The sequence below is a fragment of the Asanoa ishikariensis genome (genome assembly GCF_900107455.1).
Classification (GTDB): Bacteria; Actinomycetota; Actinomycetes; order Mycobacteriales; family Micromonosporaceae; genus Asanoa; species Asanoa ishikariensis.
On record NZ_FNQB01000002.1, the window covers coordinates 158,959 to 176,392 of the forward strand.

General features: G+C 71.9%; 12 protein-coding genes. 4 read left to right on the top strand and 8 right to left on the bottom strand.

Annotated features, from left to right (window positions below; genetic code table 11):
• Positions 1-9: 9 nt before the first annotated feature.
• The 3 genes from BLV39_RS15085 to BLV39_RS42345 are packed head-to-tail and all read right to left on the bottom strand — an operon-like array spanning position 10 to position 2,340.
• On the bottom strand, positions 10-1,119 hold the full coding sequence (locus BLV39_RS15085) for a calcium:cation antiporter (protein ID WP_090791968.1): 1,110 nt from the start codon (positions 1,117-1,119) through the stop codon (positions 10-12).
• Between the two features lie 29 nt (positions 1,120-1,148).
• Positions 1,149-1,967, bottom strand: a complete 819-nt coding sequence (locus BLV39_RS15090; RefSeq protein ID WP_090791970.1) for an alpha/beta hydrolase — start codon at positions 1,965-1,967, stop codon at positions 1,149-1,151.
• A 43-nt stretch (positions 1,968-2,010) separates the two neighbouring features.
• A complete protein-coding gene (locus BLV39_RS42345; protein WP_143049770.1) occupies positions 2,011-2,340 on the bottom strand; it encodes a hypothetical protein in 330 nt (109 codons plus the stop codon).
• An 84-nt stretch (positions 2,341-2,424) separates the two neighbouring features.
• Here BLV39_RS42345 and BLV39_RS15100 point away from each other — a divergent pair, with 84 nt between their 5' ends.
• The 3 genes from BLV39_RS15100 to BLV39_RS15110 all read left to right on the top strand — a co-directional run bounded on the left by BLV39_RS15100 (position 2,425) and on the right by BLV39_RS15110 (position 7,224).
• Positions 2,425-3,438, top strand: a complete 1,014-nt coding sequence (locus BLV39_RS15100; RefSeq protein ID WP_090791976.1) for an HNH endonuclease — start codon at positions 2,425-2,427, stop codon at positions 3,436-3,438.
• Positions 3,439-3,570: 132 nt separating this feature from the next.
• Positions 3,571-6,543, top strand: a complete 2,973-nt coding sequence (locus BLV39_RS44790) for a S8 family peptidase (protein WP_090791979.1) — start codon at positions 3,571-3,573, stop codon at positions 6,541-6,543.
• 165 nt (positions 6,544-6,708) lie between these two features.
• Complete coding sequence (locus BLV39_RS15110; protein WP_090791982.1) at positions 6,709-7,224, top strand: GNAT family N-acetyltransferase; 516 nt, start codon at positions 6,709-6,711, stop codon at positions 7,222-7,224.
• Here the strand turns inward: BLV39_RS15110 and BLV39_RS15115 are convergent.
• From BLV39_RS15115 to BLV39_RS44165, 3 genes are all read right to left on the bottom strand, one after another.
• Positions 7,221-8,441, bottom strand: a complete 1,221-nt coding sequence (locus BLV39_RS15115) for a sensor domain-containing phosphodiesterase (protein ID WP_090791986.1) — start codon at positions 8,439-8,441, stop codon at positions 7,221-7,223. The genes BLV39_RS15110 and BLV39_RS15115 overlap by 4 nt on opposite strands.
• A gap of 83 nt (positions 8,442-8,524) precedes the next feature.
• Complete coding sequence (locus BLV39_RS15120; protein WP_090791994.1) at positions 8,525-11,257, bottom strand: AAA family ATPase; 2,733 nt, start codon at positions 11,255-11,257, stop codon at positions 8,525-8,527.
• A 76-nt stretch (positions 11,258-11,333) separates the two neighbouring features.
• Entirely contained in the window at positions 11,334-13,382 is a 2,049-nt protein-coding gene (locus BLV39_RS44165) for an Hsp70 family protein (protein ID WP_090791995.1), read from the bottom strand.
• A 163-nt stretch (positions 13,383-13,545) separates the two neighbouring features.
• On the opposite strand from BLV39_RS44165, the gene BLV39_RS15130 reads away from it, so the two are divergent.
• Positions 13,546-14,094 carry a hypothetical protein gene (locus BLV39_RS15130; RefSeq protein WP_090791998.1) on the top strand — a complete coding sequence of 183 codons (549 nt, stop codon included), beginning with the start codon at positions 13,546-13,548 and terminating at the stop codon, positions 14,092-14,094.
• A 14-nt stretch (positions 14,095-14,108) separates the two neighbouring features.
• Here the strand turns inward: BLV39_RS15130 and BLV39_RS15135 are convergent, their stop codons facing one another.
• Both BLV39_RS15135 and BLV39_RS15140 read right to left on the bottom strand, forming a co-directional pair.
• Positions 14,109-15,581, bottom strand: coding sequence for a dynamin family protein (locus BLV39_RS15135; protein WP_090792002.1), 1,473 nt, complete (start codon positions 15,579-15,581; stop codon positions 14,109-14,111).
• Entirely contained in the window at positions 15,578-17,350 is a 1,773-nt protein-coding gene (locus BLV39_RS15140; RefSeq protein ID WP_090792003.1) for a dynamin family protein, read from the bottom strand. Before BLV39_RS15140 ends, BLV39_RS15135 begins: the two co-directional genes overlap by 4 nt.
• Between the last annotated feature and the right edge of the window lie 84 nt (positions 17,351-17,434).

Here is a 17,434-nt window from a genome sequence, read left to right on the forward strand (position 1 = left end):
TAGCCCTGATCACGGTCGCACCGCGAGGAAGATGAATGCGGCGAGCAGTGACAGGTGTACGCCGCCCTGCAGCGCGGTGGCTCGCCCCGGCACGACGGTCAGGATGCCGATCAGCACCGTGAGTGTGAGCAGCACGAGCTCGGTGGCCGGCAGACCAAGGGTGAGCGGCCCGTCGAGCCAGATCGACGCGATCGCGATCGCTGGGATGGTCAGTCCGATGCTGGCCATCGCCGACCCGTACGCGAGGTTGAGGCTGGTCTGGACCCGATCGCGCAATGCGGCCCGCACGGCGGCGAGCGTCTCCGGCAGCAGCACGAGCAGCGCGATGACCACGCCGACGACGGTGGGCGGGAAGCCGGCCGCGGCCACGCCCTTCTCGATGGTCGGCGACACCGCCTTCGCGTCGCCGACCACCGCGACCAGCGCGACGACCAGCAGCGCGAGGCTGCCGAGCGCGGCCTTGGTGCTGGGTGGGTCGGCGTGTTCCTCGCTGTCGACGACGGTGCCGCTGGTGGTGATCGGCAGGAAGTAGTCGCGGTGCCGGACCGTCTGCACGGCGACGAACAGGCCGTAGAGGGCGAGCGAGGAGATGGCGGCGAAGGTGAGCTGGGAGGCGGAGAACTCCGGGCCGGGCTCACTGGTGGTGAAGGCCGGGAACACGAGGCTCAGCGTGGCCAGAGTGGCGACCGTGGCCAGTGCGCCGCCGGTGCCCTCCGGGTTGAACACCGCGACCCGCCGGCGCAGCGCGCCGACCAGCAGGCTGAGCCCGACGATCCCGTTACAAGTGATCATCACGGCGGCGAACACGGTGTCCCGCGCGAGGCTAGCGGTCTTCTCGGGCGTACCACTGATCATGAGCGTGACGATCAGGGCGACCTCGATGAAGGTGACCGCGACCGCCAGCACGAGAGAGCCAAAGGGCTCGCCGACCCGAGCGGCGACCACCTCGGCGTGGTGCACAGCGGCGAGGACGGCGCCGGCCAGACAGATCGCCACCAGCGTGACGGCCCACCCCGGCAGGTCGCGGTTCCAGCTCAGGAAGAGCGCGACCAGGGCGATGATCGGCACACTGATTGTCCAGTTTGTCAGGTACGCGCGTCTGGTTGCTGCTGCTGCCATGCGCACAAAGGTGCCAGACGCAGGGCCGATCAGCCCATGGTCGCGCTTGGGGCAGGGCTTGGGGTGGGGCTTGGCTTTGGCCTGGTCAACATGCCGCCGATGAACTGGAACGCTTGCGGGACAACGGATTTCCAGTAGTCCATGTCGTGCCCGCCGTCGCTGTAGCCGCCCGCGATCGGTGGCATGGGCAGCGCGAGTTGGAGGGCCTTGACGTCATCCAACAGCGGGTCGTCGAGCCCGCACCAGAGCCCGAGGGGCTGCGTGCGCAACCGGCCGACGCTCTGGAAGACGTCGTCGCCGCGGCTGACGGCGGGGGAGAAGGCGGCGACCCCCTTGGCGAAACCGCGGAAGGTCTCGGCCAGCCGCAGCCCGCCGGCGCCACCCATCGACCAACCCCAGATAGCGAGCCGACCGACGTCGAAGCCGCGCTCGGCACACCAGTTCGGGATCTCCTCGTACACCATCCGCTGCGGGTCGTCCCCGTCATGCGGCCGCCAACCGCGCCGCCCACCGTCGGCGCCGGCCAGCACGAACGGCGGACTGCCCTTCTCGACGGCCCGGGTGAGCGCGCGCCCGAACCCGAGACCGCGAAAATCATCAGGCCGCGTCGAGGCGCCGTGCATGACGAGACAGATCGGCAGCCCTTTGCCGTCGCCGTGGCCTGCGGGAACGGCGGTGTAGAAGTCGATGGTCTTGCCCCGCGCGACCGATTCCTTCTTCTCGACCCGCTCATCCCCGGCGGCGGCTTCGGGTTCGGTCGTCTGTGCGCTCGAGAGCCCGCCGACGGCGGCGACCCCGAGCCCGACAGCACCGACAATGGCCGCATTGAGCAACGTCCGACGTCTCACACAGGAACAACGCCCCGCTCCAGTCGGCCGTTATGCACCAACTTCAGGTGGTTTCCAGAAACAGATCGAGCGCACTGAACGCCTCAGGGTCGAACTCGTCAGTCCAGCCGTAGGGGAGCAAGGTCCGCCGCAGGACGTCGGTTGATCCCCGCAGCTCGTCGACGTCGGGATCGCTGATGACCACGACTGCCACCCGCGGATGACTGCGTCGAATGACTCCGGCAAGGTCGTCCCCGACGACCAGCGCGAGCGGAAGCCGCTTGCTGATCTGACACACAATGCGCCGGTCGACGACATGTACCCACTCTTCGTCGCCCGGCTCCCACTGGACGTGGAGGGACCGCTCGGCCGCGACACTCTCCGCGACCTGCACGGCCTGCCGCTCATCCCACCCGCTCGGGTCCTCCGCCTGATCAAGGACAACGGTTAGGGTGCGCTGACGGGAAGAGGAGGCCGGGTGCCGAGTGTCGCTGACTATCTCGATGTGACCGTGCCGGCGGCTCGTGCCCAATGGCGTGCGATTCGGTTGCGGCGGCCGGTAGCCGGCGGACGCCAGGTCGATTTCACGCCTGTCGAGACTCTGCTCTGTCTGGCCGCCGGCCTGTTGGTCAACCGTCGGCGGTACGGAGGGAAGTCGGCGCATCGGGCCGAGGAGCCGCTGCCGACGCTGGCGCTGCTGTTCGCGCGGTCCAACGGCAGCCTGCTCGCCAAGATGGCCAACCTCGAAGGGAGTTGGCCCAACGGCGCCAAGCACGAGGTCGAGGTCGCAGCCGCGCTGTTGGCTGATCCTGAACGGCTCGTCGCGGTTTACCGACTGTTGCTCCGGGCCGCCCGTGCGGAAGGCCTGACCACCGACGACCTGCCTGACTTTCTCGGTCTCGAACCTGAGGACACTGCTTTCGTGCTGCTCGGGCAGGAGGAGCTCAGCCACGGCGAGATCGAGTCGGACGTGGCGCCTCTGGTGGGTACCTGGGCCGAGAAGCGCCCGGACGTGGCCACCACGACGACGGAGAAGCTGCTCGTCGCCGCCATCAGGGTCGGCCAGCACCAGTTCGCCACCAAGGTGTTGCGAAACCATGGTCACCGATGCGCGTTCTGCGGTCTGCGGGTCGACGTCGACGGCGGCCGTGCCCCGCGGATGCTGGTCGCAAGTCACATCAAGCCATGGGCCAAGAGCACTGCGAGTGAGCGCCTTGACGTTCGGAACGGGTTGGCCGCCTGCCCCACGCATGACGCGGCCTTCGACACCGGGCTGCTCACCGTCAACGGCGGGTTGCGTATCCACGTCAAACCCGAGTTACGGCGACAGGTGAAAGAGAACGCGGTGGTGGCGGCCGCGTTCGGGTCGCCGCCGTTGGCCGAGAGGTTGCTCGTGCCGGACGGTGCGGTCACCCCGGGCGAGCGATATCTCGCCTACCACCACGAGAACATCTATCGGCTGGACCTTGGCTGGGCCAAGATATCGACCTAAGCTGCTGCGTCGGGACGCGGGCGCCGCCAAGGTGAGTGGTGCGGGTTGTCCCTTGACTCGACCCTTCACCTGACCCTTGTCGGGAGCTTTGAGGGTTTGGCGCGCGTCTATGCGGCCCATAGTCTGCCGTCCATGTTGGGCATCCCTCGTGCTGGGCGGCGCCGCTCGGCTGCCGTGCTGGTCGCTGCCGCGACCCTGTCCGCGTTCACCCTGACCAGCGCCTCCGCGCAGGCCGCACCGCCTGCGGTCGGCGCGGCGGGTGCGCCTACGCAGACGTACATCGTGCAGACGTCCGAGGCTCCGGCCGCCACCTACAACGGTGGTGTCGCGGGGTTGGCGCCCACCCGGGTCGCCGCGGGGGCCAAGCTCGACGGTTCCGCCAAGAACGTTCGGGCGTACCGGCAGCATCTTGCCCAGGCCAGGAATCGGGTGCTCGACCGCGCCGGGGTGAGTAGCGGCAAGGTCAAGTATGACTACACGCTGGTGTTCGCCGGGTTCTCCGCCGAGCTCACCGTGGCCGAGGCCGCGCGGCTCAAGAAGACGCCGGGCGTCGCCAACGTCTGGAAGAACGAGGTCGTGCATTCCGAGACGTTCACGACGCCGGCGTTTGTGGGGCTCGACGGGAAGAGTGGGGCCTGGCGCAAGGAGTTCGGCAGCCCCGAGCGGGCCGGCGAGGGAATGATCATCGGTGTCATCGACTCCGGCTTCTGGCCGGAGAACCCGAGTTTCGGGCCGCTGCCGACGCCGCGCAGGGACCAGAAGACGATCGACGCCAAGTGGCACGGCTCCTGTGACCCGGGCGTCGAGCGGCCGATCACCTGCAACAACAAGGTGATCGGTGCGCGCTGGTACGCGTCGGACGGGGAGATCTCCCACGCCAACGCGGGTGAGTTCGACTCGCCGCGCGACTACTACGGGCACGGTTCGCACACCGCCAGCACGGCGGGCGGCAACCACAACGTGACCGCGACCATCAACGGCGGCGTCGCCGGTGTCATCTCCGGCATGGCGCCCGCGGCCCGGTTGTCGATCTACAAGGTGCTGTACGCGAACAACGCCGGCACCCAGTCGACCGGCAACAGCACCGACATCGTCGCCGCGATCGAGCAGGCCGTCGCCGATGGTGTCGACGTCATCAACTACTCGATCGGCGACAGCCTCGACAGCTTCAGCGCTGTCGAGCTCGCCTTCCTCAACGCCGCCAACGCCGGCGTGTTCGTCGCCACCTCGGCCGGCAACTCCGGTCCGGACGCGGCCACCGTCGACAACGGCATGCCGTGGACGACCACCGTCGCCGCCGGCACCCACGACCGGTCGGCGACCAAGACCGTGACGCTCGGCAACGGGCAGGTCTTCCAGGGTGCCGGCACCGGGCCGGTCGCGGCGTCCGCGCCGATCGTCGACGCTCGCACCAGCGGCGCCGCGGGCAGCACCGAGCAGTCCGCCGCGCAGTGCGTCAGCAACCCGCCGTCGCTCGACCCGGCCAAGGTGGCCGGCAAGATCGTGCTCTGCGAACGCGGCAACAACGCCCGGGTCGACAAGAGCCTCGCGGTCAAGAACGCGGGCGGTGTCGGCATGGTGCAGTTCAACCCGACGGCCAACTCGCTCAACGCCGACTTCCACGCGGTGCCGTCGATCCACGTCGACCAGACCGCGGGCGCGGCGATCAAGGCGTACATCGGCGCCGGAGGCAACCCGACCGCGACGATCTCGGCCGCCAGCAACGCCAAGGTCCGCGCCCCGTTGGTGGCGACGTTCTCCAGCCGCGGCCCCGGCGCCTCCACCGGCGGCGACCTGCTCAAGCCCGACATCATGGCGCCCGGCGTCGACGTGGTCGCCGCGACCGGGCCCGAGAGCCACAACGGCAACCTCTGGGACACCAACAGCGGCACCTCGATGGCCAGTCCGCACATCGCCGGCATCGGCGCGCTGATCCTGGCCAAGCATCCGAACTGGTCGCCGATGATGGTCAAGTCGGCGCTGATGACCACGGCCGGCGTGCGCGACAACGAAGGCCAGCCGATCCAGGACCAGGCCGACGGCACCGACGCCAACCCGCTGGAGATGGGCGCCGGACAGGTCGCCGCCAACGAGGCGTTCGACCCGGGCCTGGTCTACGACTCGGGGATCACGCAGTGGCTCCAGTACGCGTGCGGCATCGGAGCGGACGTCGGTGACGCCTGTGACAGCGTCGGCTCGGTCGACCCGAGCAACTTCAACAACCCGGCGCTCTCCGTCGGGGACCTGGCCCACAAGCAGACCCTGACCCGCACGGTGACCAACGTGAGCAAGCTGCCGGCGCTGTACTTGCCGACCGTGCAGGCACCGCCCGGCATCAAGGTCGACGTCTCGCCGAAGATCATCGCGCTGCTGCCGGGCAAGAAGCAGTCGTTCAAGGTGACGTTCACCCGTACCACCGCCGCCCTCGGTGAATGGTCCTTCGGCTCGCTGCGCTGGCGCGACCTGCTCGGCCACGACGTGCGCAGTGCGATCGCGATCCGGCCGGTGGCGGCCGCGGTGCGGCTCGAGCAGAGCGGGTCGGGCGCGTCGGGTCAGGTCGCGCTGCCGGTGACGCCCGGCTACACGGGCACGCTCGGTGCGTCAGGCCACGGGTTGCAGGCCGCCACCGTCGACCGGTGGACCCTGGCGCCCAACGAGGCCGTCACGGTCGATGTGACCGTGCCGGAGGGCACCAAGGTGGCCAGGTTCGCGACGTTCGACGCCGACTACCCGACCGGGACCGACATCGACCTCACCGTCTATCGGCTGAACCCCAGCGGCCCGCCGACGCAGGTCGGGCAGAGCGCCGGAGGCACCGCGGAAGAGTCGGTGACGCTGACCCAGCCCGGCACGTATGTGGTGGAAGTCGTCCTGTTCGCCGCATCGGGTCCGCTCGAAGTCAAGCACCACCGTTGGGCCGTACCGGCCGGCAACGCCGGCAACCTGACCGTCACTCCGCCCAGCCAACCGGTGACGGCCGGCGGAGCGGCCAGCGTCACGGCGGCGTGGAGCGGCCTGACGCCGGGCCAGCGGTATCTCGGCGTCATCGAGTACACCGACGGCACCACGACAGTGGGAAGCACCAACCTCTTCGTCGTGGCGTAACCCAGGTTGAGGGGGCGTCCGCGATCTTTCGCGGGCGCCCCTTTCAGATCCGGACCATTTCCCGGGTTCGCCGTGGGCACGACCGTCGCTCCCGCCGGGGATCGCTCCGCTTCGCTGCGCTTGCCAGGTCCGCGGCTGGTCACCCGCGGGCGATACGGTTTTCCGATGGCGCTGGACATCTCGATCGAGCACTCCGTCGACATTGCGGAGGTCACTCACCTGATCAACCGGGTCTACGCCGACGCCGAGAAGGGCCTGTGGCAGCCCGGCACCGACCGCACGAACGTCGCTGAGGTGGCGGCGGTGGTTCAGGCCGGGGAGTTGGCCGTCGCGCGGCTTGACGGGGCCGTCGTCGGGGTCGTGCGGGTGCAGCGGCTGCCCGGCGGTGAGGGCGAGTTCGGGATGCTCGTCGCCAGCCCGGAACAGCGCGGCGTCGGCATCGGGCGGGAGCTGGTGGCGTTCGCCGAAGGGTGGGCGCGGGCGGCGGGCCTGAGAGTCATGCAGCTCGAACTGCTCGTGCCGCGCGGCTGGACGCATCCGGTCAAGGAGTTCCTGCGGGAGTGGTACACCCGGCTCGGCTATCGCGAAGTCCGCCGCGACCCGTTCGAGCTGGCGTACCCGGCGCTCCAACCCCAACTGGCCACGGACTGCGACTTCGTGGTCTACCACAAACCCCTTTAAGGCCCGAGGCGGCGCACGAGCGGCAGGGTGGATGCGACGACCCGTTCGCGGTCGTAGCAGACACCGGCCTCGAAGCCGTCGGCGTGCTCGCGCGCGAACACACCGCTCGCGTAGTGGCTGCCGATGAACAGCACGGTGCGCTCGTGCACCAGCGGGTCGTCCGCCGCCAGCGGCACGCCGCGTGCCCGGCCCGCGGGCGTGGGGTCCATGCCGTGGCCGAGCAGGTACACCTCGATGCCCCTGGTCGTGATGTAGCCGTACCGCAGCCGCGCCTCGTCGTCGAGGTTCGCGGCGTCGGCCAGGTTGACCACCAGGATGGCCGCGTCGGAGGTGTGCAGTGCCTGGTTCTCGATGTGCCCCGTCATCGCCGCCAGCAGCGGCGCGGTCGTGAGGTGCACCGCGTCGGTGCGGGAGAGCATCTCGAAGGGTGTCTGCTCCGGAACCTGCCGAGGTGTCACCCGGGCCAGCTCCAACGTGGAGCGGTTCGCCACGGCCGGCAGCGGCCCGGGCCGGCCGAACAGGTAGCCCTGCGCCAGGGTCGCGCCGAGCGAACGGGCCACCTCGAGGTTGCCCTCGTCCTCGATGCCCTCGGCGAGGATCTGCGCGCCGCTCCGGGCGGCCTCGTGCAGCACCGCGTTGACCACGTGCGACACCGCCCAGGTGGACGAGTGCGCCTGCACCACGCTTCGATCGATCTTGATGATGTCGGGGTTGACGAGCGGCATCGCGGCCAGGCTCGACGGTTCGACGCCCACGTCGTCGAGCGCCACTCGGGCGGAGAGCCGCCGCGCCTGGATGACGGCGTCCATCAGGGCCGGCGGATCCTGTGTCACCGCGCGCTCGGTGATCTCGATGATCACCTGCCGCTCCCGCATCAGGTCGGCGAACACGCCGAGCAGCCGATCCCGGAACGGGCCACGCAGCGTGAGCGGGTCGAAGTTGACGAACAGCGCGAAGTCGGTGAATTCGGAGGCGAGGAAGTGCTCGCCGGCCACCCCCGCGCAGAGCCAGTTGAGGTCGGCCGAGCGGCCGAGCCGGGTCGCCACCTCGAAGAGCGCCGGCGCGGTCTCGTAGCGGCCCGCCGGTCCCCGGGCCAGCGCCTCGAATCCGACAACTGTTTGGTCGACGATCGAGACAACCGGCTGGAAAACCGGATAAATCGTGCGGTCACGCAGAATCGACTCGAACTCGTCGTCCCGTGGCTGTTCGGCAGCCATCGCGCCCAGGCCTCCCTTGCGCCGGTGAAGACCTCCGCCATGGGCGAACCTAACAAGCACCGAGCCGCCTGACCTGGTTTCCGCTAGCCCGGTGACCCGCCGCCCAGCGCCCGGGTCAACTGGGCCCGGTTGCGCACTCCGTGCCGCCGGTAGAGCCGGGTCAGCTTCGCCTCGATCGCCTTCACCGACAGGTGGGTGGTCCGGGCGATCTCCCGGTTGGTCGCGCCGGACAGCACCAGGTCGACGATCCGCCGCTCGGTCTCGGACAGCCCCGGACCCTGCCCGCCGTCGAGCCGGGACAGCTCGGCCTCCGCCGCGGCCAGCCACGGCGCCGCGCCGACCGTGGCGTATCCGGCGACCGCCTGGACCAGCGCGGACCGGGACGCGCCGCGTCGGTGCGCGCGCCGCTCCAGCGTGGCGAGGGTGTGCCAGGCCTTGGCGACCTCCAGCGGGTACGGGTGGTCGCCCGCCTCGGCCAGCGCCTCGGCGAGCTCGATCGCCGCCTCCCGAGGCTCGCCCTCGGCGGCCCGAACGAGCGCGCCGGCCCGGGACAGTCCGAGTTGGACGACGTCGCGGCCGAGCGCGGCGGCCACCGAGCGGGTCTCGGTCAGCACCTCCACCGCCTCGGCGAGCTGGCCGGTCGCGGCCAGGGCCTCGACGAAGTCGGCATGCCACAGGAAGATCGCCGGGTCGTTGCGGCCGTGGCGGCGTTCTAGCTCCTGCGCCTTGCGGAACTCGATCACCGCCGCCTCGGGCGCGCCCTGGAAGAGCAGCACCTGGCCGTACGCCGCGCGGGCCAGGCGCAGCCAGTCTTCGTCGCCGGCCGCGGAGCAGGCCTCGATCGCCTGCACGAGCAGCCCGGCCGCGACCGTGGGCGAGCCGGCCAGGGTCTCGCCGATCGCGCCGGCCACCAGCCCGTGGCCCGTGGTCGCCTCCATGTCGAGGATCAGCCGCATGCTCTCGCGCCCGGCACGCAGGGCGTCGGCGCCCCGGCCCGAACGGAAGTAGATCGACGCGGACGCGAGCAGCACGCTGGACAGGTCGCGCAGCGTGCCTGACCGCAGCACCGCGTCGCGCTGCGCCTCGATCACGCGGGTCGCCTCGGCCATGTCCCCGGCGTACGCCCGGCCGCGCGCGTAGATGGCCGCCGCGTGCACGCTCTCGGTGCTCGGCGGCAGGTCGGCGGCGAGCGACGCGACGTGGCTGAGCAGCCGGGCGCTCTCCGGGTCGTGCGCGCCGCGGATCAGGGACCGGCTGGCCAGCAACGAGACGAGCTGCTCGGTCGCGCCGGCCTCGCGGGCCTCCTCCTCGCCCCGCTTGAGCTCCGCGTCGGCGAACTCGATGTCGGCGTCGTAGTAGGCCTTCAGCGCCCGGTAGTGCCGCACCCGGCAGAGCAGCCCCGGGTCGTCGCCGGCGTCGGCGAACGCGGCGTCGAGCACCGGACCTACGGCCGACTGGTCCTGGCCGGCGAGGTCGACGATGAGCAGCCGCGCGCCGACGCGTACCGCCGGGTCGTCGGCGGCCGCGAGCGCCGCGGAGGCCAGCCGGTGCGCGTCGGCGGTGAGGCCGGCGGCGTCGGCATACCCGGCGGCCGCGTAACGGCGCGCGGCGGCGACCCCGCGCAGCGAGTCGGGCGTCCGTTCGGCGGCGCGTTCGGCGAGGTCGGCGGCGACCGCGGGGGCGCCGCGCATGCGGGCGGTGGTGGCCGCCTCGACGAGCTGCGCGGCCAGGTCCTCGTCGGCGTGCGGCCGGGCCAGCGCCAGGTGCCGGGCCCGCTCGACCGAGTCGTCGGTGCGTCCGGCGATGTGCTCGTGCGCGGCCGCCCGGGCGCTCGGGGCGGCGTCGGCGTAGACGAGCTCACGCAGCAGGGGATGGGCGAACCGGACCGTGTCGTCGGGACCGACCGTGGCCACCCCGGCCTCCACCGCGGCGTCCAGCCCGTCCTTGGCGTCGCCGTCGCCGCCGATCAGGGCGACCGTCGGCCGGGCGGCCGCAGCGGCCCGCAGCAGCACCGGCCCGCTGTGTGCGGGCAGGCTGGCCACCCGCTGGGCGAGCAGCGGGCGGAGCCGCTCTGGCACCGGGAGCGGCTGGTCGACCCCGATCGGGCCGCTCCGGGCGACCAGGGTGCGGCTCAGCTCGACGGCGAGCAGCGGGTTGCCCTGGCTGGCCTCGTGCACCCGGGCGATCGTCGACAGCGACAGCACCGGGCCGAACCGGACCCGCAGGAGGTCGGCGGTGTCGTATTCCGTCAGCGGCGGGAGCAGGAGCTCGGAGACCGGCGCTGGGCACAGGTCGGTGTGCCGTGGGCCGGCCGACTCGACCCGTTCGGCGCCGAGCAGCCGGACCCGGGCGGCGCCCAGCCGGCGGGCGACGAAACGCAGCACGCCGGCGCTGTGCGGGTCGACCCACTGGAGGTCGTCGACGAGCAGGAGCACGGTGCGGTTGGCGGCGAGCCGGCGGAGCACCTCGAGCGTGGCGAGCCGGACCGCGAGCTGGTCCTGCGCGGTGACCGGCGCGGCACCGCGCAGCAACGCGCCGTCGAACGCGGCCCGCAAATGGCGGGGCAGGCCGTCGCCGCTGATCCCGTCGAACAGGTCGACCAGGGTCAGGTAGGGCAGGCCGGACTCGACCTCGGCGGCGTTGGCGCGCAGCACGATCGGGTCGCCGGCGAGCGCCGGGTAGGCGGCGAGCACGGTGGACTTGCCGATGCCGGCGGGTCCGTGGACGACCACGCTCTCGCCGGCGGTGAGCCGGGCGTGCAGCTGGTCGAGCACGTCGGACCGGCCGACCGGCGCCGTGTCGCGGTTGACTACCACGCAAGCGAGTCTGCCTTGCGTTCTGTGTGTTGTCGGTCGCCGATCCGGCCTTTTTGCGAAAGCGAAACGCTATTTGCTAGCGACGGTCCTGGATGGTTACGCAGTTGCCCGTTTCGTATCCGCCCTCTTGGTCCTTGACCAGGAGGTCGGCGGCGTCGGAGATGCGCGCGCAGACCTTCGGATTGGTGCCGATGACATCGCGGTAGTTGCCCTGTTCGATCGAGCGCACCGACGGCTGCTTGTCCTCCAGGTAGAACCGGCCGGGCTGGTCGGACTGGAAGCCCATCCGCGCCGCCGGCGGGTTCGTGCCGTCACCACCGTAGATGTGCAGGTGGAAGCCACCGACGTTCTGCGGGGTCGCGCCGCCCCACTCGACGTCGTACTCGACGACGAACTTCGTGTTGTCGACGAAGGCCGCGGTGATGCAGACCCAACGGGCGTTGCTCTGGATGGCCTCGGTGCACTGCTCTTCCGGTGGCAGCACCACCGCGCTCGCGGCTCCCGTGTTGCCCGGCGTCGGGGTCGGGTCGGCGCCGCCGAACCCGAGGTTGTCGCGGTTGACCCAGATCGCCGCTCCGGCCAGTGCCAGGACCGCCACGACGACACCCGCGACCAGAGCGGTCCGGTTGCGGCCCGGCCTGGTCGGCGCGGGTGCGGGCGGGGCGGAGGGGTAGGCGTACTCGATCCGGTGCGGGCGGGGGTCGACAGTCGGCGCGGGTCCCGAGCCGGCGCGGCCCTGGGCGAACGCCTGGGTCCGCGGGGTGGCCTCGGCCGGTTGGGGCGTGCGCGGCCGGGTCATGCCTGACAGTGGCTGCGGTACGGGTGCGCCGGAGGTTGGCCGCGGTGCGGGGGAGATCGGCCGGGCGGGGGAGATCGGGCGAGCCGGGGAGACCGGGCGGGCCGGCATCGGAGGCGAGCTGACGGGCGCGCCGGGCATCGGGGCGCTGGGCATCGGTGGTGCGCTCACCGGGGCCGAGCCGGTGGCCCGGGTCGGTGGGTGGTGGATGACCACCGTGGCGGAGCCGCGCGCCGAGCCCGCGTCCGGTGCCTGCGTGGTGCCGCCCAACGGAGCGCCGGCCAGCCGGGCCGCGCCGAGGGCCACCGCGTGCTTGGGGTGCGCGTCGACCGCGACCGGCCGGTTGAGCTCCGCCGCCACGAGCTGGGCGACGATCGGCATCCGCGACGAGCCGCCGACCAGCAGCACCGAGTGCAGTTGCTCGGCCTCGACACCGGCCGAGCGCAGCGCCCGCCGCAACGACTCGATCGAGCCGTAGAGGGCCGGCCGGACCATGCCCTCCAGCTCGCCCCGCGTCAGCCGGACCTCGGTGGACAGGTTGGGCAGCAGCACCGGGATGGACGCGTCGGTGTCGGCGGACAGTGCCTCCTTGGCCGCCACGCACTCCTCGCGCAGCCGGGCCACCGCGGCGATCGCGGCCGGGTCGTCCTCGTCGAGCTCGGCCAGCTTGCCGCCGAGTGCCTGGGTGACGTGGTGGAAGACCGCCGCGTCGAAGTCGATGCCGCCGAGTCGCTCGATGCCCTCCGGCTGGCCGAGGATCTCGAAGCCCTGTGCGGTCTTGCGCAGCACGGCCGCGTCGAACGTCCCGCCGCCGAGGTCGTAGACCGCGACCACGGCGCCGGTGTCGATCCGCTGCTGGCTCGCGTAGAACACCGCGGCCGCCTCGGGCTCGGTGATGAACGAGACGGGCTCCTCGACGCCGGAGAGCCGCACGGCCTGGCGTAGCAGGTCCGTCTTGTACGGACCCCAGTTGGCCGGGTGCGACACGGTGATCGCCCGGGGCGCACCGCCCTCCCGGCTGGACACCTCGTCGATGGTCCAGCGCAGCAGCCGGCCCATCAGCGCCTCGGCCGAGTACGGCACGCCGCCGAGCAGGATCGGCGTGGTGTCACCGAACCGGCGCTTGAACTCCCGCGCGACCCGGTGCGGCTCGCTCAGCCCGCGCCGGTTGGCCGGCTCACCGGTCAGGAACGTCTCGTCCTCCCGCAGCAGCACCACCGACGGCACGGCGGCCGCCCGGCTGCCCAGCGAGGCGATCTCCGCGTGACCCGCACGCCAGGTCGCGGCCGCGGTGAAGGTGGTGCCGAGGTCAACGCCGAGTGCGTACATCGCGGTCGCTCCGGTGGTCGTGGGCAGTTGCTGGATCGAGTGTTCTTGATGGCAGGACGGCGGTCCGGATGCTGTCGGGAGTCCGACCCCGGCCGGGCGAGGGGGGTGCGGGAGGGGGATGTCCCCGACGCCGGGCACCGCCCGCCGCCCTAGGGTTGGGCACATGGACGCGCGACCGCTGAAGGACGTTTTCACCGACCTCGTCGGTGACCCGTCGGCGAACGCTGCGGCGCTGGCCGGAGCGGGCCACGACCTGCCGCCGGACCTGGTGGCGGAAGCGGTCGTCAGCTTCGCAGGCAGCGCACCCGCGGAGGTCGCCGAGCACCTCGCGCCGTTCGTCACCGCGCACAGCGGCGTCCCGGTGGAGTCCGAGCTCGAGGAGCCGGCCGGCTGGGCCGAGCTGCTGGCCACCGCGCCCGAGCCCGGCACCGAGCTCGACGACGACGTGCCGCTCGACGTGCCGCAGGGTGACCACCCCGGCGTCGGCGAGCTGGCCTTCGGTTCTGGCGACACCTCCGGGCAGACCCCGGACCTCGACCTCGACACGGACCCCGGCGGCGACCTGGACGACGAGCCGGTCGCCGTCGGCGGGGGTCCCTCGGAGTACCCCGACGACCTCGCCGACGACACCGAGGGCTTCACCGACCTCGACGCGGCGGACAACTCCGACGACGGGGACGACGCGGACGAGCCGGACGAGCTCGACGGCTGAGCGGCGGAGCATGGTCAGCGGGCCCGACCGTTGAGGTCGGCCAGCAGCCCCTCACAGGAGCGCACCGCCACCCGGGCGGCGACGGCCATCTCGTGTGCGGTCATCGGGTTCTCCGCGCGTCGCTGCCAGCGCACCAGTGCCTCGGCCGCCGACGAGCGGATCTGGCCCGCGGCGGCGTCCGGCGGCAGGTCGAGGCGGACGTGCGGCGCGGTGCCGGTGCCGCCGATGACCCGTTCCAGCTCGTCCACCACGGCCGGCTTGCCACCTAGCCAGCCGGCGCGCAGGGTGGCCAGCACCCGCAGCTCGTTGAACGGGTGCGCGGACGCGACGATCTCCTCCACCTCGGCCGCCACGGCCGGGCTGCCGGGTCGGGGCTTGGTGCGGGCCAGCGAGTCGAGGGCGAGCAGCGCCGAGCGGGCCTTGAGCACGTCGCGGCGCTCGAAGAACAGCGAGCCGAGCACCTCCTGCAGGTCGGTCAGCCCGCTGCGCTCGGTCAACTGGCGGGCCAGCCCGGTTGCGGTGATCTGCGCGTCCTGGCGCAGCAGCGTGCTGGCCAGCCGGACGCCGTAGAGCCCGAAACGGGCCAGCAGCGCCTCGCGCTCGATCGAGGTCAGCCCCAGTTCGGGCAGCGCGTTGACGAACCGGTCGGCGGTGAGCAGCAGCTCCTCGGCCGGCTTGACCTCGAGCGCCGCGACCGCCCGCAGGTGCCGCACCTCGGACTCGGTCAGCGTCGCCGCCGTTTCCGCGAGCAGGCCGGCCACGGGTACGACGGTCTGCACCACCCGCCGCACGTTGGCGTCGCCGGCCAGCCGGTTGGCGATCCGCCGGGCGGAGGCCATCGCGTCGAGCCGCCCGACACCGATCTCGTCAGCCCGGGACAGCACACCGATCGCGTTGACCGGGTTGGGCCGGGACACCTCGGTGTCGTGGAAGGCGTGCAGGAACTCCAGGTCGTTGGCGTGCAGGTGGCGCATCAGGTAGAGCACCGCGTCGGCCGGCGTCTCCTCGTCGTCGGGCGCGAGCAGCTCCCACGCCCGCCGGGTGACCCGCTCGGAGAGCGAGCCGATGCCGGGCGTGTCGATCAGCGTGGCCCGGCGCAGGGCCTGCGTGGGCCAGGTGATGTCGAGCGAGTGCACGTCCTCCGGCGCGGTGCCGCCCAGGTCGACCTCGATCGCGCCGTCGTCGCGAGTGAACCGGAGCTGGCGCGCGTCGCCCGTGTGCGGGTGGAGGGTGACCCGGTAGGTGTGCCCGTCGCGGTACCAGGTGACGATCCGCGTGCACTCGCCCGCGTCGGTCGGCGCGAGCCGGTCGGCCACCAGCGCGTTGAGCAAAGTGGACTTGCCGGACTTGACCCGGCCGGCGATCGCCACCCGCAGCGGTTCGTCGAGCCGCTCACGGACCTCGGCGATCCGCCCGTCGAAGCCACTGCCCCGATAGACCCCCGCGGCCCGGGTCAACGCCGCCCGCGTCCGTTCGACGAGCGTCATGCCGCACTCAGCTTGAGGGCGCGCTCGCGGAGTTGGCCCAGGCGGGTCAGTTCGGCGTCGAGGTCCTTGAGTCGCTTCTGGCGCTCGGCCTGCGAGCGCTTGGCGTTGTTGGTGGCACCGGCCACCGCGGCCGCCGTGGACCGGTTGAGCTCGTCGGCCAGCCGGGTGTAGTGGTCGCGGAGCTGGCGCTGCACGCGGCGCACGGTGTCCCGGCTGTCCTTCCCGCTCACGAAGCTGATCTCGTCGCAGTATCGGCGCATCGCGTTCTTGCCCTGGGCGCGGCGCTTCTCCAACTGCCGCTTCTTCTCGTCCTTGAGGCCGCGATGGCCCATCACCACGCCGATGCCGATGCCGATCGGCCCCAGCGCGACGCCCATCAGGCTGCCCAGCATGGTGAACATCAGGGCGCCGCCGTACGCGCTCTTGAGTGCCACCATCACCTGCTTGCCGGCGGTCATCCGGGCCAGCTCGATGCGGTGCTCGACCGCGCGCTCCTCGACCAAGGGGGTCGGGTTGTAGACCTTGAGCATGCCGATCGCTTCGCCGGACGCCTCCTGGAAGTGGCCGGCCACCACCTCGCTGAGCTCGGTGGCCCGGCGGCGCAGGTAGGTGTAGTTGCCGAGCAGGTCGTACGAGATGCGGGCGCGCAGCCACTCTTCCATCTCGGGCCACATGTCGGCCGGGTCGACCTCGTCGATCGCGTCGTCGGCCTCCGACGTGATCTTGCGGATCCGGTCGCGCAGGTCGAAGTCGACATCGGCGGTCAGGTCGGCGGTGCCGTCGTTGAGGGTCACGCTCCACCGCGCGGCGGCGGTCTTCAACTCCTCGACCCGGCGCTTGGCGGTGTTGAGGTCGTCGACGATCTGCTGCGCGTTGGCCGGGTCGGCCAGCGCGCCACGCTCCGCGGTGAACTGGCCGGTGAGCTGGTCGCAGACCGCGAGCACCTCGGCCGCCGCGTCGGCGGAACGGCGGGCCGCGGCGCCGCCGCCGACCCGCTCCTGCACGAACTTGACCAGGTCGGGGAACCCGGACTCGACGTTGAGCGGCTGGTCGTTGGCGCGCACCGCGCGGGTGCGCAGCGGCGAGGAGACCGGCAGCAACTGCAGGTCGCCGACCATCCGCAGGTGGCCCGCGTTCAGGTCGCGGATCCGTCGCCAGGCCGGGTAGAAGTCAATCTTGGTCAGTACGCAGACCACCGTCTGGCACAGCTCACGCGCCTGGCGGAGGAACTCGACCTCGCTGCGGGTGAGCTCCTGCGAGGCGTCGGTGACGAACAGGACGGCGTCGGCGACCGAGATCGCGGCCAGGCCGGCCGCCGCGTGCGCGGAACCGAGCCCGCCGACGCCCGGGGTGTCGACCAGGACCAGCCCGCCGTTGAGGATCTTGCGAGGCACGGTCACGTCGACCCGCGCCGGCCGGCGCCCCTCGTCGCCCTCGACGACGTGCCGGCGCAGGTCGGCGAAGTCGACCTGCGTGCGGCGCGGCGGGTCGCCGTCGTGCACCACGGTCGCGGTCTTCTCCTCGCCGTGCCGCACGAAGGTGGGCACCGCGGTCGCCACGTCGTCGTCGACCGGGCACACCGCGATGCCCAGCAACGCGTTGATCAGCGAGCTCTTGCCCTGCTTGAACTCGCCCGCCACCACGATGTGCACCGCCGGGTCGTCGAGCCCGGCCCGGGTCCGGCCGAGCCGCGCGGCGAGATCCTCCCGCCCGTACGCCGTGCAGGCCTTGACGCCGAGGTCAACCAGGGCGGTGGCTGGCTGGGTCATCGCTGCGATCCCTTCGGTGTACGGCGCAGCGGCCGGCCGGACCTTCCGGTCCGACCGCCCGCTGCGGTGCAGTGGTTATGGAGT

Bases quoted from the DNA above. Each gene is read 5' to 3' on its own strand.
- BLV39_RS15085 (WP_090791968.1), bottom strand. From the start codon at position 1,119: ATGGCAGCAGCAGCAACCAGACGCGCGTACCTGACAAACTGGACAATC.
- BLV39_RS44790 (WP_090791979.1), top strand. From the start codon at position 3,571: ATGTTGGGCATCCCTCGTGCTGGGCGGCGCCGCTCGGCTGCCGTGCTG.
- BLV39_RS15110 (WP_090791982.1), top strand. From the start codon at position 6,709: ATGGCGCTGGACATCTCGATCGAGCACTCCGTCGACATTGCGGAGGTC.
- BLV39_RS15115 (WP_090791986.1), bottom strand. From the start codon at position 8,441: ATGGCTGCCGAACAGCCACGGGACGACGAGTTCGAGTCGATTCTGCGT.
- BLV39_RS44165 (WP_090791995.1), bottom strand. From the start codon at position 13,382: ATGTACGCACTCGGCGTTGACCTCGGCACCACCTTCACCGCGGCCGCG.
- BLV39_RS15130 (WP_090791998.1), top strand. From the start codon at position 13,546: ATGGACGCGCGACCGCTGAAGGACGTTTTCACCGACCTCGTCGGTGAC.
- BLV39_RS15135 (WP_090792002.1), bottom strand. From the start codon at position 15,581: ATGACGCTCGTCGAACGGACGCGGGCGGCGTTGACCCGGGCCGCGGGG.
- BLV39_RS15140 (WP_090792003.1), bottom strand. From the start codon at position 17,350: ATGACCCAGCCAGCCACCGCCCTGGTTGACCTCGGCGTCAAGGCCTGC.